The organism is Paraburkholderia sediminicola (assembly GCF_902859805.1).
GTDB classification, from domain to species: domain Bacteria; phylum Pseudomonadota; class Gammaproteobacteria; order Burkholderiales; family Burkholderiaceae; genus Paraburkholderia; species Paraburkholderia sediminicola.
The window spans coordinates 181,864-206,488 of record NZ_CADIKC010000012.1; the positions used below are offsets into that span (position 1 = coordinate 181,864).

At 62.9% G+C, this 24,625-nt stretch carries 15 protein-coding genes and 2 riboswitches; of the genes, 9 read left to right on the forward strand and 6 right to left on the reverse strand.

Annotated features, from left to right (window positions below; genetic code table 11):
* The first annotated feature begins 291 nt into the window (after positions 1 to 291).
* From R8871_RS32080 to R8871_RS32115, 8 genes are all read left to right on the forward strand, one after another.
* Positions 292 to 1,341 carry an oxidoreductase gene (locus R8871_RS32080; protein ID WP_175054048.1) on the forward strand — a complete coding sequence of 350 codons (1,050 nt, stop codon included), beginning with the start codon at positions 292 to 294 and terminating at the stop codon, positions 1,339 to 1,341.
* A 200-nt stretch (positions 1,342 to 1,541) separates the two neighbouring features.
* Positions 1,542 to 1,895, forward strand: coding sequence for a hypothetical protein (locus tag R8871_RS32085; protein ID WP_175054049.1), 354 nt, complete (start codon positions 1,542 to 1,544; stop codon positions 1,893 to 1,895).
* A 179-nt stretch (positions 1,896 to 2,074) separates the two neighbouring features.
* A riboswitch (glycine riboswitch) is annotated at positions 2,075 to 2,175 on the forward strand.
* Between the two features lie 34 nt (positions 2,176 to 2,209).
* Positions 2,210 to 2,381: riboswitch (glycine riboswitch) on the forward strand.
* An 81-nt stretch (positions 2,382 to 2,462) separates the two neighbouring features.
* The gene (gene gcvT, locus R8871_RS32090) at positions 2,463 to 3,581 is read left to right on the forward strand and encodes a glycine cleavage system aminomethyltransferase GcvT (protein ID WP_175054050.1); all 1,119 of its coding nucleotides are present in this window, start codon (positions 2,463 to 2,465) and stop codon (positions 3,579 to 3,581) included.
* Positions 3,582 to 3,644: 63 nt separating this feature from the next.
* Entirely contained in the window at positions 3,645 to 4,025 is a 381-nt protein-coding gene (gcvH, locus tag R8871_RS32095) for a glycine cleavage system protein GcvH (RefSeq protein ID WP_063497688.1), read from the forward strand.
* Between the two features lie 94 nt (positions 4,026 to 4,119).
* A complete protein-coding gene (gene gcvP / locus R8871_RS32100; protein WP_175054051.1) occupies positions 4,120 to 7,050 on the forward strand; it encodes an aminomethyl-transferring glycine dehydrogenase in 2,931 nt (976 codons plus the stop codon).
* 117 nt (positions 7,051 to 7,167) lie between these two features.
* The gene (locus R8871_RS32105; RefSeq protein ID WP_175054052.1) at positions 7,168 to 8,298 is read left to right on the forward strand and encodes an alginate lyase family protein; all 1,131 of its coding nucleotides are present in this window, start codon (positions 7,168 to 7,170) and stop codon (positions 8,296 to 8,298) included.
* A gap of 28 nt (positions 8,299 to 8,326) precedes the next feature.
* Positions 8,327 to 9,715, forward strand: coding sequence for an L-serine ammonia-lyase (locus tag R8871_RS32110; protein WP_175054053.1), 1,389 nt, complete (start codon positions 8,327 to 8,329; stop codon positions 9,713 to 9,715).
* A 60-nt stretch (positions 9,716 to 9,775) separates the two neighbouring features.
* Positions 9,776 to 11,485 (forward strand): thiamine pyrophosphate-binding protein, encoded by a 1,710-nt coding sequence (locus R8871_RS32115; RefSeq protein WP_175054054.1) that lies wholly within the window; start codon positions 9,776 to 9,778, stop codon positions 11,483 to 11,485.
* A 141-nt stretch (positions 11,486 to 11,626) separates the two neighbouring features.
* On the opposite strand, the gene R8871_RS32120 is transcribed toward R8871_RS32115, so the two are convergent.
* The 6 genes from R8871_RS32120 to hemE all read right to left on the reverse strand — a co-directional run bounded on the left by R8871_RS32120 (position 11,627) and on the right by hemE (position 23,058).
* Positions 11,627 to 12,775 carry a branched-chain amino acid ABC transporter substrate-binding protein gene (locus R8871_RS32120; protein ID WP_093634480.1) on the reverse strand — a complete coding sequence of 383 codons (1,149 nt, stop codon included), beginning with the start codon at positions 12,773 to 12,775 and terminating at the stop codon, positions 11,627 to 11,629.
* 89 nt (positions 12,776 to 12,864) lie between these two features.
* A complete protein-coding gene (gene putA / locus R8871_RS32125) occupies positions 12,865 to 16,794 on the reverse strand; it encodes a trifunctional transcriptional regulator/proline dehydrogenase/L-glutamate gamma-semialdehyde dehydrogenase (RefSeq protein WP_175054055.1) in 3,930 nt (1,309 codons plus the stop codon).
* Positions 16,795 to 17,389: 595 nt separating this feature from the next.
* Positions 17,390 to 17,635, reverse strand: coding sequence for a hypothetical protein (locus R8871_RS32130; RefSeq protein ID WP_175054056.1), 246 nt, complete (start codon positions 17,633 to 17,635; stop codon positions 17,390 to 17,392).
* Positions 17,635 to 19,065, reverse strand: a complete 1,431-nt coding sequence (locus R8871_RS32135; RefSeq protein ID WP_175054057.1) for a YeiH family protein — start codon at positions 19,063 to 19,065, stop codon at positions 17,635 to 17,637. The genes R8871_RS32130 and R8871_RS32135 overlap by 1 nt, the downstream gene beginning before the upstream one ends.
* Positions 19,066 to 19,246: 181 nt before the next feature.
* Positions 19,247 to 21,520 (reverse strand): primosomal protein N', encoded by a 2,274-nt coding sequence (locus R8871_RS32140; RefSeq protein WP_175054058.1) that lies wholly within the window; start codon positions 21,518 to 21,520, stop codon positions 19,247 to 19,249.
* A gap of 437 nt (positions 21,521 to 21,957) precedes the next feature.
* The gene (hemE, locus tag R8871_RS32145) at positions 21,958 to 23,058 is read right to left on the reverse strand and encodes a uroporphyrinogen decarboxylase (RefSeq protein ID WP_175054059.1); all 1,101 of its coding nucleotides are present in this window, start codon (positions 23,056 to 23,058) and stop codon (positions 21,958 to 21,960) included.
* Positions 23,059 to 23,288: 230 nt separating this feature from the next.
* Between hemE and R8871_RS32150 the strand changes: the two genes are divergently transcribed.
* Positions 23,289 to 24,086: a transporter substrate-binding domain-containing protein gene (locus R8871_RS32150; RefSeq protein ID WP_175054060.1), complete on the forward strand. Its 798-nt coding sequence runs from the start codon at positions 23,289 to 23,291 to the stop codon at positions 24,084 to 24,086.
* Positions 24,087 to 24,625 lie beyond the last annotated feature (539 nt).

Below are 24,625 nucleotides of genomic sequence, written 5' to 3' on the forward strand. Positions count from 1 at the left end.
GCGAGAGGAGCGATGTTAACACGGATGCCCCAAGCGGATGCCGTGACAGATTCGCTGTCGGTCCGCCGAGAAAGGGGCCGCGATCACAGCTCGTCCGCCGACAAAAACGGACGCTCGACCGGGCCGCCCCGAACGCCACGGCAATCGCCTTCCGGGCGCGCCCCAATGGGCACCGCCAGCAAGCGCCTGCGACGATGCCGACAGTCCGCCTTCGGGACATGCCACAATTACACCGTTGCGCGCCGTCGCCGCGGTGGCAAAGCGGCGCGCCGTTTTTGCAGGAAGACACGCATGTCCGCATCGCTGAAGATTGGATTGATGGGTTACGGTTTTGCTGGCGCGACCTTTCATGCGCCGGTGATCGAGCACTGCGGGCGAGCGAGCATCGCTGCCATCGCGACGAGCCAGCCCGAGCACGCGCTGGCCGATTACCCGCACGCGAAGGTGGTGGCCGATCTCGACGCCCTGCTCGCGCTCGAAGAAATCGACTGCGTCGTCATCGCGACGCCCAATGACACGCACTTCGACCTGGCGCGCCGCGCGCTGGAAGCGGGCAAGCACGTGGTGGTCGACAAACCGGTCACGCTCACCGCCGCCGACGCCCACACGCTCGCCAACATTGCGCTGGCTCGCAGCAAGCGGTTCATCCCCTTTCATAACCGCCGCTGGGACGGTGATTTTCTGACCGTGCGGGATCTGCTTGCCAGCAGAGAATTGGGACGCATCACGCAATACGAATCGCACTTCGACCGTTTCCGGCCGGAAGTTCGGCAGCGTTGGCGCGAGGAGGCTTCGCGCGGCGGCGGCTTGCTCTTCGATCTTGGACCGCACCTGATCGATCAGGCGCTGGCGCTGTTTGGCGCACCGCAGACCGTGTCCGCGACGGTTCGAACGCATCGCGATCAAGCCAGTGCGCCGGACTACGTCCATATCCAGCTGGGCTACGGCGAGTTCGAGGTCGTGTTGCATGCTAGCGCGTTGACTGCGCACGTCGCGCCGAGGTTTACGATTCACGGCACGCAGGGGAGCTACGTGAAATACGGGCTCGATACCCAGGAGGATCAGTTGAAGGCCGGCTTGCGGCCGGGCGATGACGGGTTCGGCGCCGGCAATGCGCCCGGTGTGCTGCGTGTGCTCGAAGAGGGTCAGGAAGTCGAGCGGGAGGTGCCCACGCGCAACGGCGACTACGTCGGCTTTTATATTGCCTTGGCTGATGCCATTCAGAACGGCACGAAATTTCCCGTCAGCGCTCAGGATGCCGTCGACGTGATGACGATCATCGAGCTTGCAGCCCGGAGCTCAGAAGAAGGTGTCCGGCTGCCGTTTGAACGTATTCGCTGACTTTTTCCTTTGCTACGGGGCGCTTTCCGGCCATTGGCGGCAGCGCGCGAACCATGCCGCCGCCAATGGCAAAAAGCCTGACAACCTCGAAAGGAACATAACGTTACAAATAACCCCGCCTCCGCGGTCAGCGTGAATCCCCGACAATCCGTTGCTACCCCAGTAGCACCACAAAACGACAACGACCTCCCGGAGAGTCCATGCCCCGAATCGTCCGCGCACTAGCAGCATGCGCATTGCTCAGTTCTCTCGCCGCCTGCGTGGTGGCTCCCCAGCAACCCGCGCCGGCGCCGCGCCCTAACCCGCAACAGATCGCGGATCAGCGCTTCAACCAGGTCAACGGCCGTATCGACAACCTGAGCCGTCGCATCGACGCTCGCGTCAACCAAGGCTACTACCCGCCTCCGCAAGGCGGCGCCCTGCATCACCGTCTGGACGTGATCCGTCAGGAAGCGCATGACATGGCAGCGCAACACGGCGGCGGCCTGTCCGGCGACGAACAGCGCGTGCTGAATCAGGAACTGGACAACGCGGCACACGCCATCGGCGAATAAGTCAGCGAATAAGTCGGCGCTTAATCGCGTCGGTTAGTCGGGCCGGTTCAGGCACCGAAGCAAAGAAGCGCGGGCATTACGTCCCGCGCTTTTTTTTGACTTTCGCGAACCCGCAGCGTCAACCCCCATGCCCCTTGCGGGCCTTTATTTGACAAGCCCCCGGCCCTCGCGTACATTCGCCGCACGCGTCGGGAGAGCGTGCTGGCCGCAGGAAATCGCAGGCCGCGCCGCCGAAGGGGCACACCCGCAAACTCTCAGGCAAAAGGACCGACTGCGTCGAAGAACCCGCGCCCAGGCAACATCAAGGCACCGGTTTTTCGCACTCTGGAGAGCGGCAGTAGCCGTCTGTGTCGCGTACGTCGAACGTACATCGAGCAGATTCTGGCAAGCTGCCCACCGAAGGGGCGCGCGTTTCACCGTAGCGATCACAGCTTCACCATCGCACGGCGGCGCAATCTCTCAGGTATCGAGGACAGAGGGGCCATGCAACGCAATCGCTCGCAGCCAGCAGGCCGCGAGGCGTAGCGCCGCGTGGCCTTTTTTGTTTCGCGAGACGCCTGAGGCCCCATGACCGAACTCAAACACACCCCGCTCAACGCCACCCATCGTGCGCTCAACGCCCGCATGGTCGATTTCGGCGGCTGGGACATGCCCGTCAACTACGGCTCGCAAATCGACGAACACCGCGCCGTGCGCACCGACGCCGGCATGTTCGACGTCTCGCATATGTGCGTCGTCGATTTCACCGGCGAACGCGTGCGCGCCTTCTTCGAACACGCGCTGGCCAATAACGTCGCCAAGCTGCAAACGCCGGGCCGTGCGCTCTATTCCTGTCTGCTGAACCCGAACGGCGGCGTGATCGACGATCTGATCGTCTATTACTTCAGCGAGACGCACTTCCGCCTGGTCGTCAACGCCGGCACCGCCGAGAAAGATGTCGACTGGTTCACCAAGCTCAATGCCGAAGGCAGCTACGGCCTGACCATCACGCCGCGCCGCGATCTGGCGATCGTCGCCGTGCAGGGCCCGAACGCCCGCAACAAAGTCTGGCAGGTCGCGCCGTCCAGCCGCACCTCGACCGAACTCCTCAAGCCGTTTAATGCAGCGATCGTCGACAACACGCCGTTTGGCGAATTGATGATTGCCCGCACCGGCTACACCGGCGAAGACGGCTTCGAAATCGTCCTGCCGGCCACGTCCGTCTGCGAATTCTGGGACGCATTGGTGCGTCAAGGCGTGCGCCCCGCAGGTCTTGGCGCGCGCGACACGCTGCGTCTCGAAGCCGGCATGAACCTGTACGGCCAGGATATGGACGACAACGTCTCGCCGCTCGACGCCGGTCTCGCATGGACCGTCGATCTGACCTCGCCGCGTGAATTTGTCGGCAAGGACAAACTCGAAGCCAACGGCTCGCAGGCCTCGTTCGTCGGTCTGATCCTGCTGAAGGAAAACGGCAAGGCGGCAGGCGTGCTGCGTGCTCACCAGAAAGTCGTCACGCCTCATGGCGAAGGCGAAATCACCAGCGGCACTTTTTCACCCACGATGCAGGAATCGATCGCCTTTGCGCGCGTGCCGAAAGGCGTGCAGCCGGGCGACACCGTTCACGTCCAGATTCGTGACAAAAACGTACCCGCAAGCGTGGTAAAACTGCCGTTCGTACGCAACGGCAAAGTGCTCGCAGTTTAAGCAGCCGGCGCGTGCGTCATATCTTTTAAGTTCATACCGAATAACACCGCATAGGAGCATCCGATGAGCATCCCGGCCGATCTGAAATACACCGAATCGCACGAGTGGGTCCGCACCGAAGCGGACGGCACGCTGACGGTCGGCATCACCGACCACGCGCAGGAAGCGCTCGGCGACATCGTCTTCTTCGAAGTCCAGGAACTGGGCAAGACCGTCAACGCCGGCGACACCGTCGCCGTGATCGAATCGGTGAAAGCCGCTTCCGATATCTACGCGCCGGTCTCGGGCGAAATCATCGAAGCGAACCCGGCCGTCGCGGACACGCCGGATGGCGTCAACAGCGCGCCGTACGAGAACTGGCTCTTCAAGATCAAGCCGGCTGCGGACGCATCGCAGGATCGCCTGATCGACGCGGACGCGTACGCCAAGTCCGTCGGCGCCTGATTCACCGCAAGTTGCACCATTACGTTTAAACCCGACAGGCGCGGCGCGTCCGATTCGACAGTCGAACGGACGCCCGCACCGCCAGGAACACCTCATGAAGCTCGAACACCCGGATCGTCTGATGAACCGCACTCCTCTCTCGCTCGCCGCGCTCGAAGTGCATGACGCCTTCGCTGAACGGCACATCGGCCCGGATTCGGCCGACCAGCAAGCGATGCTCGAAGCCCTCGGCTTCGCGTCGCGCGCCGCGCTGATCGACGCGGTCATTCCGAAGACGATCCGCCGCACCGAAACGCTGCCGCTCGGCCCCTTCGCCCAGCCGAAGAGCGAAGCCGAAGCGCTTGCCGCGCTGCGTGAGCTGGCGGACAAGAACCAGGTGTTCCGCTCGTATATCGGGCAGGGCTATTACAACGCGCATACGCCGACGGTGATCCTGCGTAACGTGCTGGAAAATCCGGCGTGGTACACAGCGTACACGCCGTATCAGCCGGAAATCTCGCAGGGTCGTCTGGAAGCGCTGCTGAACTTCCAGCAAATGATCGTCGACCTGACGGGTCTCGCGATCTCGAACGCCTCGCTGCTCGACGAAGCGACTGCCGCCGCCGAAGCGATGACGCTGCTGCAACGCGTCGGCAAGCCGAAGTCGAACGTGTTTTACGTCGCTGACGACGTGCTGCCGCAAACCATCGAAGTGGTGAAGACGCGCGCCACGCCGGTCGGCATCGAAGTGAAAGTGGGCCCGGCAGCGGACGCCGCGAACGCGAATGCGTTCGGCGTGCTGCTGCAATACCCGGGCGTAAACGGCGACGTGCGCGACTACCGCGCACTCGCTGAAGCAATCCATGCAGCAGGCGGCCACGTGGTGGTCGCTGCCGATCTGCTCGCGCTGACCGTTCTCACGCCGCCGGGCGAATGGGGCGCGGACGTGGCCGTCGGCAACACACAGCGTTTTGGCGTGCCGGTTGGTTTCGGCGGCCCGCACGCGGCTTACCTCGCCGTGCGCGATGAATTCAAGCGTCAGATGCCGGGCCGTCTGGTCGGCGTGACCGTCGATGCGCAAGGCAATCCGGCGCTGCGTCTCGCGCTGCAAACGCGTGAACAACATATCCGCCGCGAGAAGGCGACCTCGAACGTGTGTACCGCGCAAGCGCTGCTCGCGATCATGGCCAGCATGTACGCCGTCTATCACGGCCCGCACGGTCTGAAGACGATCGCGCTGCGCGTGAACCGTATCGCGGCGTTGCTCGCAGCCGGCGCGAAGAAGCTCGGTTACACGCTCGTCAACGATACGTTCTTCGACACGCTCACGTTCGAAACCGGCGCGCGCACCCAGGCGCTGCACGACGCGGCAACGGCGCGGCGCATCAATCTGCGCCGCGTGAGCGACTCGCGCGTCGGCATCTCGATCGACGAAACCACCACGCGCAGCGATCTGGCCGATCTGCTCGCAGCGTTCGCGCAAGCGGCGTTTGTCGACGAAGTCCCGCAGATCGACACCCTCGACGCGGAACTCCCCGCGGAAAACACGGTGCCTGCCGCGCTCGAGCGCACCAGCGCGTACCTCACGCACCACGTGTTCAACCGTCATCATTCTGAAACGGAAATGCTGCGCTACCTGCGCAGCCTCTCCGACAAGGATCTGGCACTCGACCGCTCGATGATCCCGCTCGGCTCCTGCACGATGAAGCTGAACGCGACCTCGGAAATGCTGCCGGTCACGTGGCCTGAATTCGGTCAGATTCACCCGTTCGCTCCGGCTGAGCAAACGGTCGGCTACCGCGAAATGATCGATCAGCTCGAACAGATGCTGGTCGCTGCCACCGGCTACGCAGCGGTGTCGTTGCAGCCGAACGCGGGCTCGCAAGGCGAGTACGCGGGTCTGTTGATCATTCACGCGTACCACGCATCGCGCGGCGAAGGTCATCGCAATGTCTGCCTGATTCCCGCTTCGGCGCACGGCACGAACCCGGCGTCCGCGCAGATGGCCGGCATGCAGGTGGTCGTGGTTGCTTGCGACGCGCAAGGCAACGTCGATATCGAAGACCTGAAACAGAAAGCCGAGCAACACGCCGACAAACTCGCGGCGATCATGATCACGTATCCGTCCACACATGGCGTGTTCGAAGCGAACGTCCGCGAAATCTGCGAGATCGTGCACGCTCACGGCGGCCAGGTTTATGTGGACGGCGCCAACATGAACGCCATGGTCGGCCTCTGTGCGCCAGGTCAGTTCGGCGGCGACGTCTCGCACCTGAACCTGCACAAGACCTTCTGTATTCCGCACGGCGGCGGTGGACCGGGCGTCGGTCCGGTTGCGGTCGGCGCGCATCTCGCGCAATTCCTGCCGAACCAGATTTCGTCGGGCTATGAGCGTGCGCCGAACGGGATCGGCGCTGTGTCGGGCGCACCGTACGGTTCCGCTTCGATCCTGCCGATTTCGTGGATGTACATCGCGATGATGGGCGCGAAGAACCTCACGGCTGCCACCGAAACCGCGATCCTCAACGCCAACTACGTCGCGAACAAACTCGCGCCGCATTACCCGGTGCTGTACTCGGGTCCGGGCGGACTGGTCGCGCACGAATGCATTCTCGATCTGCGTCCGATCAAGGACACCAGCGGCATCTCCGTCGACGACGTCGCCAAGCGCCTCGCCGACTACGGCTTCCACGCACCGACCATGAGCTTCCCGGTGCCGGGCACGCTGATGGTCGAGCCGACCGAATCGGAATCGAAGGAAGAACTCGACCGCTTTATCGAAGCGATGATCGCAATCCGCGAGGAAATCCGCGCTGTCGAAGACGGCCGCTCGGACCGCGAAGACAATCCGCTCAAGCATGCGCCGCATACGGCAGCGGTAGTCATCGCCAACGACTGGAAGCATGCGTATGCGCGCGAAACCGCGGCGTATCCGCTGCCCACGCTGATCGCGAAGAAGTACTGGCCGCCGGTCGGCCGTGCGGACAACGTGTACGGCGACCGCAATCTGTTCTGCTCCTGCGTGCCGATCGCCGACTACGAGTAAGCCGGCCCCCAAACCGCGCAGCGCCTGAAGGTTGTAAGCAGGCGTTGCGCGGTTCTGTCGCTTGTGTCCGCAAACGGCTAACATCACACACCGAATCAGCCTAACGAGGAGTTTCGCATGGCGCGAAAGGTGCGATTGATGCAAAGCCGGACCGAAATCAGGCGAACCCAAACATGGCAACAGGCTTGCACGCTATTGCTGGCTGGCGCAGCGGTGCTGCTGCCGCTACGGCAGGCGCAGGCCGCAATGAATTTTTGCGCGGCACCCGCGCTGCAAACCAGCGAGCGCACGAATGCCGATCCAGGCGTCAAGGCGCTGGTGAGCAATGTACTGGCACATCTGAACGACCCGCCGCATGCGCTGGCGAAACTGCATACCGAAGGCACGCTGCCGCACGAGGGTATTTACGATCAAAGCGTCGAGGCGGAGAAGGATCTGGATCTGCTGCGCGACGCTGCGCTCGCCTGGCGCGCAACCAGCGACGACCGTTATCTGAAGCTGGTCGACCGCTTGCTATATGCGTGGGTCACAACTTATCAACCCAGTTTCAATCCGATCGACGAAACCCATTTCGAAGGCCTGATTCTCGCCTACGACATGACCGCGAGCGCGTTGCCGGTGAAGACGCGCAATGCATCGATGGCGTTCCTGACGAAGCTCGCGAGCGGCTATATCGCGCAGATCGACGCGCAGCCGCGGCCGCTCAAGGGCACGTTCAGGAACAATTGGCAAAGCCACCGGATCAAGCTGATCTCGATGGCCGCGTTCACGCTGGATAACCGCAAGATGATCAACGCAGCGCAGCGCCTGTTCGACGAGCATATCGGCGACAACATTGCGCCGGACGGATCGACGTTCGACTTCGGCGAGCGCGACGCGCTGCACTACGTCACCTATGATCTGCAGCCGCTCGTGACCGCCGCGCTCGCCGCGCGCCGCCACAACCGTAACTGGTTGCCGGAGAAGGGGGCGAACGGCGCATCGCTGCAAGCCGCGCTGAACTGGCTCACGCCGTACGCGGATGGCAGCAAAACGCATGAAGAATTCGTGCATTCGAACGTTCCGTTCGATGCCAAACGTCGTGAGGCCGGTTTGCCCGGCTATTCGGGTCAATGGGATCCGAAAAACGCGACGGAACTGTTTCACCTGGCGGCGCGTCTTGACGGACGCTATACGCCGATCGCGCTGCAGCTCGCACCGACGCCGCCCGCATGGCTCGCCGTGTGCTTACCGCTGCCGGCGCGCTAAACTAACTTTTATCAGCAGGGAGCAGTAAATGGCAGTCAGCGTGTTCGACCTCTTTAAAATCGGCATTGGTCCGTCCAGTTCGCATACGGTCGGGCCGATGCGTGCGGCGCTGATGTTCGCGCAAGGGCTCGAACGCGACGGGCTGCTTGGCGCGACGGCATCGGTGAAAGTGGATCTGTATGGGTCGCTCGGTGCGACCGGCAAAGGTCACGGCACCGATCGCGGCGTGATGCTCGGCTTGATGGGCGATGCACCCGACACCGTCGATCCGGACACGATCGCGCAGCGGCTCGAAGCGGTAAAGGCGTCGCGCAAGCTCGCGTTGCTCGGCACGCACGACGTGCCGTTCGTCCAGAAAGATCACATTTCGTTTCTTCGCCAGGCGCTGTCCGAGCATCCGAACGGCCTGAAACTGCGCGCGTTCGATGCAGCAGGCGAGACGCTGCGCGAGTCGACGTATCTGTCGGTTGGCGGCGGTTTTGTCGTCACGGCGGGCGCGCCGAACACGAAGGTGCTGAGCGCCGTCGAACAATTGCCGCATTCGTTCCGCAGCGGCAACGAATTGCTCGCGCTGTGCAAATCGACCGGCAAGAGCATCGCGCAATTGATGTGGGAAAACGAACGCGTCTGGCACACCGAAGAAGAGACGCGTGCGGGCTTGCTGAAGATCTGGAACGTGATGCAATCGTGCGTGTCGCGCGGTTGCGGTATCAACAATCCGGATGCCGACGGTCATCTGCCCGGTCCGTTCCAGGTGAAGCGCCGCGCGCCGCAGTTGTATCGCGCGTTGTCGGGCAATCCTGAGCTGGCGCTGCGCGATCCGCTGTCCATGGTCGACTGGATCAATCTCTACGCCATCGCCGTGAATGAAGAAAACGCTGCGGGCGGCCGCGTGGTCACGGCGCCGACCAACGGCGCGGCCGGCATCATCCCGGCCGTGCTGCATTACTACACGCGCTTCATGCCAGGCTCGAACGAGCAGGGTGTGATCGACTTCCTGATGACGGCGGCGGCAATCGGCATTCTGTACAAGCTGAACGCGTCGATTTCAGGCGCGGAAGTGGGATGCCAGGGTGAAGTAGGCGTGGCCTGCTCGATGGCTGCGGGTGGGCTTGCTGCGGTGATGGGCGGCACGCCTGAGCAAGTCGAGAATGCGGCCGAGATCGGCATGGAACATAACCTCGGCCTGACCTGCGATCCGGTCGGCGGGATGGTGCAGATTCCGTGTATCGAGCGCAATGCCATGGGCTCGGTGAAAGCCGTGAATGCGGCGCGAATGGCGCTGCGCGGTGACGGCACCCATTACGTGTCGCTGGACTCTGTGATCAAGACGATGATGCAGACCGGCGCGGATATGAAGACGAAGTACAAGGAAACGTCTCGCGGTGGGTTGGCGGTGAATATTGTGGAGTGTTGAGAGCACAACGACCCGACCGCGCCGATCGAACCCATCGCAACACCTGGAGGCTTCATCGCAATGCCGCTCGCTTCTGAATCTCCTTCCACCGCCCAGACTACCGGCGCACGTCTTGTCGTCGACGCCTTGCTGACGCACGGCGTCGAGCGTGTTTTCTGCGTACCCGGCGAGAGCTTTCTCGCCGTGCTCGATTCGCTGCACGACGAAACAGACCGCATTCAGACCATCGTCTGCCGGCACGAAGCGGCGGCCGCGAACATGGCCGAAGCCGTCGGCAAATTGACGGGGCGTCCGGGCGTCGCGATCGTCACGCGCGGACCCGGCGCAACGCATGCATCGATCGGCGTGCACACCGCGTTTCAGGACTCCACGCCGATGATCCTGCTGATCGGCCAATGCGCGCGCGAGCATCTCGATCGCGAGGCCTTTCAGGAAATCGACTACCGGCGCATGTTTGGGCAGATGGCGAAATGGGTCGCGCAAATCGACGATCCGAAACGCATTCCCGAGTATCTGAGTCATGCGTTTCACACGGCGACGTCGGGACGCCCGGGGCCGGTCGTGTTGTCGTTACCGGAAGATGTGTTGAGCGACGCGTGCGACCTTGTGGCCGGCGCGCCCGCGTACAAGCGTGTGGCGGCGTCGCCGTCTGCGGCTCAGATGGACGAGTTGCGTCGATTGCTGGAAGGCGCGCAACGGCCGATGGTGATTGCCGGCGGCAGCGGTTGGACGCCTTCGGCTTGTGCCGACCTGCAACGCTTCGTCGAAAATTGGCAATTGCCGATCGGCCTCGCGTTCCGCTTTCAGGACACGCTCGATAATGAGCATCCGAACTACGCCGGTGATGTCGGCCTCGGTATCAATCCGGCGCTTGCACAACGTATCCGCGATGCAGACCTGCTGCTCACGCTCGGCCCGCGGCTAGGTGAAGCAACAACCAACGGCTACATGCTGCTCGACATCCCGAAGACAAAGCAAACGCTGGTGCACGTACATCAAGGCGCTGAAGAACTCGGCCGCGTCTACGCCGCGGATCTGCCGATCGTCTCCGGCATGCCGGAACTGGCAGCGTTGCTTGCGGCGTTGAAGCCTTCTTCCGACAAGCTCGCATGGGCCGGCGCCGCGGAAGAAGCGCATCGCGCGTATCTCGACTGGCGCAAGCCGCGCCCGATTCCCGGCGACGTGCAAATGGGTGAAGTGATCCAGCAATTGCGCGCGCATTTGCCGGAAGACGCGATCCTCACGAACGGCGCGGGCAACTACGCAACGTGGCTGCATCGGCATTTTTCGTATCGGCATTTCCGCTCGCAACTCGCGCCGACCAGTGGCGCGATGGGCTACGGTGTCCCAGCGGCGATTGCGGCGAAGTCGATGTATCCGCGACGGGCCGTCGTCGCATTAGCTGGCGACGGCTGCTTCATGATGTCCGCGCAGGAACTCGCGACGGCTATGCAGTACGACCTGCATGTGATTTTCATCGTCGTGAATAACAGTCACTTTGGCACGATCCGGATGCATCAGGAACGGCACTATCCGAATCGTGTGCATGGTACGGGTCTCACGAATCCGGACTTCGCGGCGTTCGCGAGGTCGTTCGGCGCGCATGGGGAGATCGTTGAGCGGACTGAAGATTTTCTGCCTGCACTGCAACGCTCGATCGAAGCCAAGCGTGCGGCAGTAATCGAGATCCGCATGCCGCAGGAGGCAAGCACGCCGGGCGCAACGTTGGAACAGATTCGCGAGCAGGGAAGGAAACTGCGAGGCGAGTGACGACATTGCGTTGTGACCTGCACGCATAGCGAAGCAACAAAGAAAAAGCCCTGCACCTCAAAAGAGCTGCAGGGCTTTTTTGTGCAGCGAGCGCCACGCGAAAACCGCGCGCGACGCTCAAATGCACATGCGAAAAACCGCTTACTTCCCGCCCACGCTTTGCAGCGTCGTCCACTTGCCGTCGACAACCTTGTACAGCGTGATGCCGCCGTTCTTCAGGTCGCCCTTGCCGTCGTACGCGAGGTTCGCTGCCGTCACTGCCGGCATCGAGGTCTTCGCGAGCAGCGGCAGGTACTTGGCCGGATCGGTCGAGTTAGCCTTCTTCATTGCGTCGAACATCGCCATTGCGCCGTCATAAGCGTACGGCGAGTACGTTTGCACGTCTTCGTTGAAGCGCTTCTTGTACTTCGCGACGTAGTCCTTGCCGCCCGGCATTTCTTCCAGCGGCAGGCCGGCGAGCGATGCCACCGTGCCGTTCGCTGCATCACCCGCGATCTGGATGAACGTCGGCGTGTGGACCATTTCGCCGCCCATCAGCGGTGCCTTGATGCCCAGTGCCTTCATCTGCTTGACCATCGGTGCCGCTTGCGAATCCGCGCCGCCGTAATAGATCAGGTCCGGGTTGACCGACTTCAGCTTGGTCAGGATCGACTTGAAGTCGACAGCCTTGTCGTTCGTGTATTCACGATCGACGATCGAGCCGCCCGCTGCCTTCGCTGCCTTTTCGAACTGATCAGCCAGACCCTGGCCGTAAGCCGTGCGGTCGTCGACGATCGCGATCTTCTTCACGCCCAGCGTCTTCACCGCGAACGTGCCGGCGACCGAACCTTGCTGCGTGTCGGACGTCATCATGCGGAACGTGGTCTTGAAGCCTTGTTGCGTGTACTCAGGCGCCGTCGCCATGGCGATTTCCGGGATGCCCGCGTTCGCGTAAATGCGCGAAGCCGGAATCGTGGTGCCCGAGTTGAAGTGGCCCAGCATGCCCTTGATGCCGTCATCCACGAGCTTTTGTGCAACGGTCGTGCCGGTGCGCGGGTCAGCCTGGTCGTCGGCCGAATCCAGCACGAAGCGAACCGGCTTGCCGCCGATCACCGGCTTGGTGGCGTTCATGTCTTCCACAGCCAGCGTGATGCCGTTCTGGAAGTCCTTACCGTAGTGCGCCTGTGCGCCCGTCATCGGACCGGCAAAGCCGATCTTCACGTCTTCGGTCGATTGAGCGTTGGCCGTCCCCGCCAGCGACATTGCCGCAACCAGCGCTGCGCCTGCCAGCTGTTTCATTTTGTGTTGCATAGCTTCTCCTTGGTACCAGGTGTGGATGGAGCGGTTTTTCGGGGTCGCCGTACCGCTTCCGTTTTATTGAAGTAATCGATGAGGTTCGCTCAACCGATCGTCATCAAATTCGCATTGCCGCCTGCTGCTGCCGTATTCACGCTGACCGAGCGTTCCGTCAACAGACGCTCGAGCGCATAGTCCTCCTCGCCGCTTTCCAGCGCGCGCGCCGCGACGCCCTGCACCGAAACGATCGGCCCCGCACGTTTCGCAACTTCCTTGACCAGCGCCAGCAGTTCGTCGCTATCGCCTTCGAACAGCACGGCGTCGAACGGCATATCGGCGCTCTTCTTCACGCTTGCGTAAGACTTCAACGCGGCGGGCAGCTGCGACACCAATTGTTCACCCGCCGCGCCTTCGAACAAGGCGCGATTTCCCGTAGCCAGCGCTGCGGCAAACTGCACGCGCGCACCGCTTGCCGTCGAGGCAATACACAGCACCGTACCGCGCGCACCCAGCGTGTAGGTGTTGCGCTCGCCCGTGGGCCCAGACAATACCGCAGTTGCGCCCGCCGGCACATGCGACAGATAACCGTCGCAGCGTGCGGCCAGCACCGGCTGCTGTTCGCTGATCAGCCAGTCGCGCAGCGCCGTCAAAGCCGTGGACGGATTATCCCCGTTCACGCCCGCCTGCGGCACATCAACGATCAGTGCATCGGCCAGCGACTTCGGCAACCCTGCCGGGCGCGTCGCCAGCAAACGCTGCAGATACAGCGCGCCACCTGCTTTCGGCCCCGTGCCCGACAAACCTTCACCACCGAACGGCTGAACACCCACCACCGCGCCGATCACATTGCGGTTCACGTAGATGTTGCCGACATGCGCGCGGCTGATCACGTGAGCGATCGTTTCGTCGATCCGCGTGTGAATGCCAAGCGTCAGGCCGTAGCCGGTCGTGCGAATCTGTTCAAGCAGTTTGTCCAGCTGGCTGCGGCGATAACGCACCACATGCAGCACCGGACCGAACACTTCACGCTTCAATTCGTCGATGCTCTCGAGTTCGATCAGCGTCGGCGGAACAAACGTGCCTTGTCCCGCGCCGTCCGGCATCGGCAGCTGCTCGACCTTGCGGCCTTTCTCGCGCATCGCCGCGACGTGCGCGTCGATACCGCGCTTCGCGTCAAGGTCGATCACCGGGCCGACGTCGATCGACAGCCGATCAGGATTGCCCACCGACAGTTCGCGCATCGCGCCCGTCAGCATTTCGAGCGTGCGGTCCGCCACATCTTCTTGTAGACAAAGAACGCGCAACGCGGAACACCGTTGACCGGCGGAGTCGAACGACGACTGCAGCACGTCCGCAACCACCTGCTCAGCCAGCGCCGACGAATCGACGATCATCGCGTTCTGGCCGCCGGTTTCGGCGATCAGCGGAATCGGCTTGCCTTCAGGGTCGAGGCGATTCGACAGCGTCTTGTTAATCAGACGCGCGACTTCAGTCGAACCGGTGAACATCACCGCACGGGTGCGCGGATCGGCCACCAGCACTGCGCCGACCGTTTCGCCATCGCCCGGCAGCAGTTGCACCGCGCCCGCCGGCACGCCGGCTTCGCGCAGAATACGCACGGCTTGCGCGGCGATCAGCGGCGTTTGTTCGGCCGGCTTCGCGAGCACAGTGTTACCAGCCGCCAACGCTGCGGCCACCTGGCCCATGAAAATCGCCAGCGGGAAGTTCCACGGACTGATACAGACCACCGGACCAAGCGGGCGGTGCGTGTCGTTTGAGAATTCGTTGCGGATCTGCGTCGAGTAGTAGCGCAGGAAATCGATCGCTTCACGGATTTCCGCCACCGCGTTCGCCAGCGACTTGCCGGCTTCGCGCACCACGAGACCCATCAGCGTGTGCATCTGCGCTTCAAGCAGATCGGCGGCGCGCGCGAGGCAATCGGCGCGGGCATCGACCGGCGTCGCTTGCCAGATCGGTGCGGCGGCGACTGCGTGAGCCATTGCGGCGCTCACATGTTCCGCGGTCGCTTCCACCACAGTACCGACGAGGTCGCGGTGATCGGCCGGGTTGCGCACATCACGCGCGACGCCCACGGCGATCTCGTTGTCTTCGAGCATCGGCGCGGCGCGCCACGGATGATGCGCGCTCGCCAGCAACGCCGACGACAGCGAGGCCAGACGATGTTCGTTCGACAGATCGAGGCCCATCGAATTGAGACGCTCGGCGCCGAACAGATTGCGCGGCAGCGGAATTTTCGCGTGCGGCGCGCCGAGCGGAACGATCTTCGAGGCTTCGTCGACCGGGTCGGCGATCAGGTCCGTAATCGCGACGTTTTCATCGGCGATGCGGTTCACGAACGAGGTGTTCGCGCCGTTTTCCAGCAGGCGGCGCACGAGGTACGCGAGCAGCGTTTCATGCGTGCCGACCGGCGCATACACGCGGCACGGACGATTCAGCTTGTCGCGGCCGGTGACTTCCTCATACAGCGGTTCGCCCATGCCGTGCAGGCATTGGAACTCGTACTGGCCGGGGTAGTAGTTATTGCCTGCGAGGTAATAGATCGCCGACAGCGTGTGCGCGTTGTGCGTGGCGAACTGCGGATAGACCGCGTCCGGCGCGCTCAGCAGCTTCTTCGCGCAGGCGAGGTAGGAGACGTCCGTGTAGATCTTGCGCGTGTAGACCGGATAGCCTTCGAGGCCGTCCACTTGTGCGCGCTTGATTTCCGTATCCCAGTACGCGCCCTTCACGAGGCGAACCATGATGCGGTGACGGCTGCGGCGTGCGAGATCGATCAGGTATTCGATCACGAACGGGCAGCGCTTCTGATACGCCTGCACCACGAAACCGATACCGTTCCAGCCGGCCAGTTCCGGATCGAAGCACAGCGCTTCGAGCAGATCGAGCGAGATTTCGAGGCGGTCGGCTTCTTCAGCGTCGATGTTCAGGCCGATGTCGTAGCGGCGCGCAAGAATCGCCAGCGAGCGCACGCGCGGCAGCAGCTCGCTCATCGTGCGTTCCTGTTGCGAGCGCGAGTAGCGCGCGTGCAGCGCGGAGAGCTTGATCGAGATGCCCGGGCCTTCGTAAATGCCGCGGCCGCCGGCCGCTTTGCCGATCGCGTGGATCGCCTGTTCGTACGAGGCGTAATAGCGTTGCGCGTCGGCTTCGGTGGTGGCCGCTTCGCCGAGCATGTCATACGAGTAGCGGAAGCCGCGTGCTTCGTACTTGCGGCTATTCGCCAGCGCTTCGGAGATGTTCTCGCCGGTGACGAACTGCTCGCCCATCAGGCGCATCGCCATGTCGACACCCTTGCGGATCAACGGCTCGCCGCCCTTGCCGATCAGACGCGTAAGCGCCGACGAGAGGCTCGCCTCGCTGTTGGTGCCCACCAGTTTGCCGGTGATCATCAAGCCCCACGTTGCGGCGTTGACGAACAGCGACGGCGCCTGGCCGACGTGCGACTTCCAGTCGCCCTTACTGATCTTGTCGCGGATCAGCGCGTCGCGCGTAGCGCGATCCGGGATGCGCAGCAGCGCTTCGGCGAGGCACATCAGCGCCACGCCTTCCTGGCTCGACAGCGAGAACTCGTGGATCAGCCCTTCGACGCCGCCGCCCTTGCTCTTGGTGCGCAGCGTTTCGACCAGCTTGCCGGCCATCGCCTGCACGTCGCCCGCGAGATTGGCCGGCAGACGCGCCTGACCCAGCAGGAACGGCACGCATTCCGGCTCGGGACGGCGATACGCAGCGGTAATCGCCGCACGCAGCACCGATTGCGGTTGCACGTTCTGCGCGAATTCGAGGAACGGATGCGACGCACCGTCTTCCTCCTGCTCCACCGCGGCGCCGTCAGCCAGATCGGCCGAGCCCGTGTGGCCCGACAATTCAGGTGGCAATTGGCCGTGCTCGATCTTTTCGAGGTACGCGAAGATCGCCTGCTTGATCAGCCAGTGCGGAGTGCGTTCGAGCCGGGTTGCGGCATCTTTCAGCCGGGAACGCAGGAGGTCGTCGACCTTGACGCCAAGGGTGGTGCTAGCCATGTTTCCTTCTTCGGATACCAGACGAATTCGCCAGGGAGAGACTAAAAGTTGGGCGAATCGTACGCCTCCAAATAAAAAGGTGCAACCATGCGTTGAGCATGGTTGCACCTTCTTGCAAGCCCTGTACGGCGGGGGTTTGCGCCGGATGGCGCTGCGCGTGGCGACAGCGGTTGCGATCAGTATTTTCCCTGGCGTGTTTCTTTTCGCTTTTACCCTTATCAGATTGTCCGGCGCGCCGTTATACAGAATATGGATGGTCGCGGCCGCAAGGCACGCACATAAAAACGGTACGGGGTTTTAGAGGACTGGCGAAATGGAAAAGTGGTTAGTGATATTGGGCATCTGGGCGATGTGCGCGACGTGCGGCGTGCTTTTCATCCGCGGCGCGACGCGCGGCCCGGGCAGACGCGAGACGGACGAAAGGCAGGTGCGTCCGGCTTCGCGCGCATCAGCTGGCGATGCGCGGGCAGCTTTGAACGATTGAGGGGCGAAGCCCGACGGTCAATGGTTGACATCAAGACGCCGTTCCCCGACTGACACCGCAAAGCAGATACGCGCCGCATGGCTCACGCCAGGCGGCGTGCCGACGCACGCGTCAATGCCGTGGAATGGGGTCGTGCTGCGCGCAGGTGTCGTCGGGTGAAACGAGCTGGTCGTGCAGACGGCAAAGCCGGCTGTCCGCCACGCTCGCGCCAAACCCGGAACTGAACACGGCGAGACCCGGAATGCTCTGCTCCAGTGAATGCCGATCTTCGGCGCGATACCGGCAGTTTGCACAGCGCGGCGCGCACGCATCGAAGCGTGCGTGGGCCGTGCCGGCGATGCGGACCGCCTCGCTCATCACGAGCCCTGCCCCAAGCTATTCCAGTACGGTGCGAACACGTGCGCGGACAGCGCGTAGCCGATGGCGATATTGACGACTACGCCCGCCGTAAAAGCCAGGAACGGCTTCAGTCCGGTGGCCGAAAGCGCGCGCAGGCGTGTGGTCAACCCAATGCTCAGGAAACAGAAGGTGAACGCCCATGTGCGTAGCGCGGTAATCGGCGCGACGAATTCGGGCGTGACGACCTTGCGGTAGTCGGCCAACGAGTAGTGGCTGGCGATCCACGTCACCAGCGCCGACGCGATCACGAAGCCAATCACGAACTTGGGAAAACGCGCCCAGATTTCACCGGCGTTGGCCTTGGCTTTGACGCCGCTGTCCTGCGACTCCCAGCGCGTCGTCGCGACGATGGCGAGCACGAACGCCCAGATACCGATCCAGATATCACGGCCGACCACCTTCATCAGCGTGAACGCCTGCAACGATGCCTCGGGGGCGCCCGCAATCGCACCGCCCGCATGCTTCGCGAAGTCGCCGTAGGCTTGCGCGGCGGCAATACCCGCGGCGTCGGCGAATTCGGATGTGCCGATCCATGCGCCCGCCACTGCGGTCGAGAGTCCCAGCGAGCGCGACGCAAAGGGCAACACGAAAATCATCACGATCGCCCACAGGACCACCAGCGTAATTGCCACCGACGCCTGTTCACGTTTGGCGCGCACCGCACCGGCAATCGCGATCGCCGCCGACACGCCGCACACCGCGCCGCCCACGCCCAGCACGGCCGCGAAACGCCGCTCGAGACCGAGCGCCTTGGCGACAAGGAAGATCACGAAGAATGTCACGAGTGAGACGATGGTGGCCTGCCCGACGGCAACCGGCCCCGCCCATACCAGCAAGGTGAACGGCAGCGTCGCGCCGAGCAACACGATGCCGACCTTGATATAAAACTCCACGCGCAAGCCCGCTGAAAACCACTCGGGCAACGTGAACACGTTGGAAATCAGGAGGCCTAGCGCCAGCGCCACCAGCGGCGGCTCGAGGTTGTACTTCGACGCATTGACCCACGCACCCAGCGTGAAAATCAGCGCCGACGCGATGAACAGAATCGCGAACGAGCCCACGAAAACGCCGACCCGCTGCTTCAACGCGGCAAGGCTCACACCGAACAGCACGGCGAACACGACGAACAGCGCGACGTAGTTCGGCAGATGCTTGCCGATGTCCTGCGCGGCCTGCCCCACGCTCGCCCATTTGGCCGGCGCGACCGCCAGCCACTTGATGCTGCTGCCCGAGGCGAACAGCGCCCAGGCAATCACGATCACCAGCAGGCCGATCCAGACGGCCCACCAGTCTTCAGTTGAAAAGAGCCCGCCGCCGTGTGCGCTATGGTCACTGCGCGGTTTGCCGGGCGCGGCGCCGGTCGGCAACGTCTGGTTGGTATCGCTCATCGCAAATGCCCCGAGGAAGTTGAGGTGCATCGGCGCGGGATATTTGAGTTTTGCCTGAAGGTGCGCCGATTCGGCGAAATATAGGCGAGCGATGGCGCAAAACGAAACGACCATTCGCTCTATGAATATGACTTAAAGGAGTAATGCCGCGAAGTTGTCGCAAAGCGGCCGGCTGCGGGCGTCAGATGTCGAGGGGATCGACTTCGAGATTCCAGCGCAGCACGCCTTTCAGGCCGCGCAGCATCGGTTGCCAGGCGCGCAACGTGGCCTGCAGCGCCGCCCGCGACGCGCTTTCGATCAGCAATTGCGCCCGGTGCACGTGCATCACCTTGACGATGGTGAGCGGCACGGCGTCATAAACCGTCACGCGCGCGGCGGCCGGGATCTCCGTCAGCGCGGCGGCGGCCTGTTGCAGGAAAGCGAGCGCGGCTTCGAGCGTGCGACCTTCCGCGCGCAGCAAAGCCTGATAGGCGAACGGCGGCAGATGAGCGTCGCGGCGCTCGGCCAGCGTCGAATTGGCGAAGCCGACGTAGTCGTGCCGCCCCAACGCGTGATACAGCGCATGGCGCGGGTAGCGCGTCTGCACCAGCACTTCGCCCGGCAAACCGGCGCGGCCCGCGCGGCCGCTCACTTGCATCAATTGCGCGAAGAGGCGTTCGCTCGCGCGGAAGTCGTGCGAAAACAAGGCGGTGTCGGCGTTCAGCACGCCGACCAGCGACACCCGCTGGAAGTCGTGGCCCTTCGCGATCATCTGCGTGCCGACGAGGATATCGACCTCGCCCGCGTGGACATCAGAGAACAGCGCCTGTGCGCTGCCTTTACGGCGCGTGCTGTCGGCGTCGATGCGCAGCACGCGGGCGCCGGGCACCGCGGTCGCCAGCGTTTCTTCGACGCGTTGTGTGCCGCGTCCCATCGGTGCGATGTCGACATTGCCGCACTCCGGGCACGAGCGCGGAATGCGCGATTCCCAGCCGCAGTGGTGGCAGCGTAACGCGCGCTCGGGTTTATGCAACACGACGTAGGCGCTGCAACGTGGACAACCGGCCACCCAGCCGCAGGCGTCGCAGGAAAGCTGTGGCGCGTAGCCGCGCCGGTTCAGGAACACGAGACTTTGCTCGCCGCGCTCGAGCCGCGCCTTCAACGCCGCGATCAGCGGCCCGGACAAACCTTCCACCGAGGCGCGCCCGCGCCGCCGCTCTTCTTCGAGATCGATCAGCCTGACAGTCGGCAGAACAGCCTCGGCAACGGCGCGGCGCGACAGCGTGAGACGCTTGTAGCGCCCCTGATCCGCCTGCCACCAGCTTTCCAACGACGGCGTAGCCGAACCGAGCACGACCGGCAAACCGAGTTGCTTGCCGCGATAGATCGCCAGATCGCGCGCCGAATAGCGCAAGCCTTCCTGTTGCTTGTAGGCCGGATCGTGCTCCTCGTCGACGACGATGATCGCGAGTTTCGGCAAGGAGGCCAGCACCGCCAGTCGCGTACCGAGCACGATGCGAGCGCGCCCGGTATGCGCGGCGAACCAGTTGCGGGCGCGTTCGCCTTCTGCGAGGCCGCTGTGCAGCGTGACGATCGAGGTGCCTTCGAGCGCGGCAAAGCGCGCACGGAAGGCCGACTCGAACTGCGGCGTCAGATTAATTTCAGGGACGAGGACGAGGGCCTGCGCGTCGGGCTTCGCCGCCAGAATCTCAGCGAGCGCGCGCAGATATACCTCGGTTTTACCGCTGCCCGTCACCCCGTGCAGCAGGAAGGGAGCGAAGCCGTTCGCGTCGCGGATCGCTTCGACCGCAGTCGCCTGTTCGTCGGTAAGCGTGGGTAGGATCGGTGCGGGTGTATCCGGTGATGCAGGGCCAGCGAGCACCTCGGCGGCCTCGATTACTTCCAGCGCGACCCAGCCTTCGGCTTGCCATGCGTCCAGCGTTGCGATGGCTTTGGGATGAAGCGCGCGAGCGTCGGCGGCGCTCAGAAATTCGGCCTCCGCGAGGGCTTGGGCAAGCTTGCGCAATGCGCTTGCTCGCGCCGGCAATTTTTCCGGCAACGCGGCGCGGCCCTCGGCGGTCAGGCTGTAACGCTCCTCAGGCGCGAACAGGCGCGACCAGCGCGCGGCGTCACGCAGGGCTTGCGGCAAAGCCGGCAGTGCCACTTCACCGAGGCCGCGCTGATAGTAGTCGGCAGCGAAGGCTGCGAGCCGTAGCCATTCGGTCGACACAGGCGGGCAGGCGGTACAGACTTGGGTGACCGCTCGCAGGCGATCAGCAGGTACGTCACTGTGAGCGGTCACTTCGCAGACGAGACCCACCACGTGACGCTTGCCGAACGGCACGCTCACCATCATGCCCGGCGCGACACTTTCGGGCGTGTCGCAACGGTAGTCGAACAAAGTCGGCAACGGATGATCCAGCGCGACGCGGACGAACACGTCACTCACGCGGCGGTGTGAATCAGGTGAATGCATGCGGCAAGACGCCGCGTCACGGTGCACATTGGGCAAACGGCAGGCCCATCGAAGTTAAAGTAAAACTTCAATTTCGGCGCTAAGTTTTGGATTCGGCTGAACAATTGCAATCGGTCCGCTTGCCTGTGGATAACTTTGTTGAGAACTTCGTTCAGATGGGCCGGGAACCGCGCCGCAGCGGCCTTCTGTGGGTTTCCGCACATTTTGTCGTGAACCCTTGAAACCCTTGCCAGACAAGGCTTAGATCAAATGCGCCTGCAATGTGCAAGGGCTGGGGCACGACGAAAGCTTCTACCGCGCCGCAGCGTGATCAATGTGCATAAGTCAAGTCTTGACTTTCGCAGGACCGCCATCTGACGGCCTGCCAACTACAAATATTCCCTTAGAGCGAGAGCCCAGTTCGCCGCATTGCAGCAAAAATGGCAACGTTTCCGGCGTCAGCTTGGTGCATGCGCGCCGCTTCGAATCGCGCGGCTATGACGATGAACTTCATCCACGAGTTCAGCAACATTCTCCGGCGGCGTGAACTGCGAAATGCCGTGGCCGAGGTTGAAAACGTGACCCGGATGATTGCCGAAGTTGTCGAGCACGGCGCGTGCTTCCATGCGGATCGCGGCCGGCGGAGCAAATAGCACTGACGGATCGATATTGCCTTGCAGCGCCACCTTGCTACCTACGCGCTCGCGTGCCTTGCTCAGATTCACGGTCCAGTCGAGGCCTACCGCATCCACGCCGATATCCGCGATCTCGTCGAGCCATAACCCGCCGCCCTTCGTGAAGGTGATCACGGGCACTTTTTCTCCGTCGTGATCGCGTTTCAGTTGGCTCACGACCTGCTGGATGTACTGCAACGAGAAGCGTTGGTAGACGCCGTCCGCGAGCGCCCCGCCCCACGTGTCGAAGATCATCACGGCTTGCGCGCCGGCTTCGATCTGCGCATTCAGGTACGCCGCAACCGACTTCGCGTTGACGTCGAGGATTCTGTGCATCAGGTCAGGACGTGCGTACAGCATCGATTTGACCGTGCGGAAGTCCGCTGAACCGCTGCCTTCCACCATGTAGCACGCCAGTGTCCACGGGCTGCCGGAAAATCCGATCAGCGGCACGCGCTGACGGCCTTGCGCGTCGGTAAGCGCGGTGCGGATTTCGCGCACCGCGTCGGTCACGTAGCGCAGCGTAGCGTCGATATCGGGGACGGCGAGGCGCGCCACATCGTCTTCCTTGCGCACCGGGCGAGCGAATTTCGGGCCCTCGCCGGCGACGAACTCGAGACCCAGGCCCATGGCGTCAGGCACGGTGAGGATGTCGGAGAACAGGATCGCGGCGTCGAGCGGATAGCGCTCGAGCGGCTGCAGCGTGACTTCCGTTGCGTACGCCGGGTTCTTTGCCAGACCGAGGAAACTGCCCGCGCGACCCCGCGTGGCGTTGTATTCCGGCAGGTAGCGGCCAGCCTGCCGCATCAGCCAGATCGGCGTGTAGTCGGTCGGCTGGCGCAGCAGCGCGCGCAGGAAAGTGTCGTTCAGGAGTTTATGGGCCACGTTGCGTACGACTGAAGGCAAAGGAGCATTTTACCGGACCCGGCTCGCCGCATCGCGCTTGATGCGGGCAATAACTGTGGCGCACCTTGATTGCAGACGGCTATTTTGCTGCCCGGTGCGGCGCCATGACTCAGCTGAACGGCCAATGTTCAAGCGTGATTTGCCGGGCTATCATCCGACGGCCTTACCAAACAATTACGCACAAAGTTACGCATAAGCAAGGAGACTCGATGAACAAGGCAGCACTCGCACTACTCGGCGTTCTGACCGGTGTTTTGATGCACGCAGGCGTGGCTCAGGCGCAGACCGCACCCCCCGCCGCGGGGCCCTCACGGCTTGACGAAATCCTCGCGCGCGGCACGCTGCGCGCCTGTACGACCGGCGATTACAAGCCCTACTCGTTCTACAAGGCAGACGGCCAGTTCGAAGGCATCGATATCGACATGACCGAGTCGCTCGCCAAATCGCTCGGGGTGAAGGCGGAATTCGTCAAGACGTCGTGGTCAAACCTGATGAACGACTTCGTGGCGAAATGCGACGTTGGCGTGGGCGGTGTTTCGCCGACGCTCGAACGCCAGAAGCGCGCGTTTTTCACGCAGGCGTACATGATCGACGGCAAGACGCCAATCGTTCGGTGTGACGACGTCAGCAAGTATCAAACCGTGGCGCAGATCGATCAGCCGGCGACCCGTGTGATCGTCAATCCGGGCGGCACCAACGAGCGTTTCGCGAAGCAGTATTTCCCGCACGCGAACCTGACCGTCTATCCGGATAACGTGACGATCTTCAAACAGATCCTCGCCGGCAAGGCTGACGTGATGGTGACGGACGCGTCGGAGACCTTGCTGCAACAAAAGCTGAATCCAGGCCTTTGCTCGGTGCATCCGGACAAGCCTTTCCAGTACGGAGAGAAGGCCTGGCTGTTGCCGCGGGGTGATGTGGCGTTCCAGCAATACGTCGATCAGTGGTTGCACCTTGCGCGAGCGACCGGCGAATATCAGGCGATCTCGGATAAGTGGCTGAAGTAAGCTGGACAGTCCGGCCTGCGCCCCGCTCAATCGGAAAAAGCAAGCGGTTCGGTTGTTTAATAGGTCCGCATGGCCGGCGCAATCATGTAACCGGACCCCAAGGTACTACGCAAAACTCGAACAATGCGGTTGAACAGGGTCCAACGAACCGGTCGTTTGCACTTCTGCCGCACATGCGCGGGCTGTTGCAGTGCAGCGCCCGTGCTCACCCAGGAATCGAGGGACTTCGTAACGCTGGAAAAGCACCTGTATTACAGCCGATCAGTGGGGAAAAAGATGCGCATGCAACTATTTCATGCGGAATCGACTGAACAGTTTACGCCGCGGTATGCATCGCGAATAGCATCAATCAGGCGTATGAAATTGCGTAACAGTCATCGGTAAAACTTACGTTTAAAACGTTTCGGATTGGAAATAAGTCCCGCAACGCCTTATCTGGCGGGCGTTACAACCTGAAACACTTTGTTACCGCGCTCGTAGGCTAATTCGCCCACAATGCCCTCAACGGTTTCAACACGGATGTGGCTGGGTGCGTGGTG

Coding starts and splice junctions, on each gene's coding strand:
- R8871_RS32080 (WP_175054048.1), top strand. CDS start 292: ATGTCCGCATCGCTGAAGATTGGATTGATGGGTTACGGTTTTGCTGGC.
- R8871_RS32085 (WP_175054049.1), top strand. CDS start 1,542: ATGCCCCGAATCGTCCGCGCACTAGCAGCATGCGCATTGCTCAGTTCT.
- gcvT (WP_175054050.1), top strand. CDS start 2,463: ATGACCGAACTCAAACACACCCCGCTCAACGCCACCCATCGTGCGCTC.
- gcvH (WP_063497688.1), top strand. CDS start 3,645: ATGAGCATCCCGGCCGATCTGAAATACACCGAATCGCACGAGTGGGTC.
- gcvP (WP_175054051.1), top strand. CDS start 4,120: ATGAAGCTCGAACACCCGGATCGTCTGATGAACCGCACTCCTCTCTCG.
- R8871_RS32105 (WP_175054052.1), top strand. CDS start 7,168: ATGGCGCGAAAGGTGCGATTGATGCAAAGCCGGACCGAAATCAGGCGA.
- R8871_RS32110 (WP_175054053.1), top strand. CDS start 8,327: ATGGCAGTCAGCGTGTTCGACCTCTTTAAAATCGGCATTGGTCCGTCC.
- R8871_RS32115 (WP_175054054.1), top strand. CDS start 9,776: ATGCCGCTCGCTTCTGAATCTCCTTCCACCGCCCAGACTACCGGCGCA.
- R8871_RS32120 (WP_093634480.1), bottom strand. CDS start 12,775: ATGCAACACAAAATGAAACAGCTGGCAGGCGCAGCGCTGGTTGCGGCA.
- putA (WP_175054055.1), bottom strand. CDS start 16,794: ATGGCTAGCACCACCCTTGGCGTCAAGGTCGACGACCTCCTGCGTTCC.
- R8871_RS32130 (WP_175054056.1), bottom strand. CDS start 17,635: ATGAGCGAGGCGGTCCGCATCGCCGGCACGGCCCACGCACGCTTCGAT.
- R8871_RS32135 (WP_175054057.1), bottom strand. CDS start 19,065: ATGAGCGATACCAACCAGACGTTGCCGACCGGCGCCGCGCCCGGCAAA.
- R8871_RS32140 (WP_175054058.1), bottom strand. CDS start 21,520: ATGCATTCACCTGATTCACACCGCCGCGTGAGTGACGTGTTCGTCCGC.
- R8871_RS32150 (WP_175054060.1), top strand. CDS start 23,289: ATGAACAAGGCAGCACTCGCACTACTCGGCGTTCTGACCGGTGTTTTG.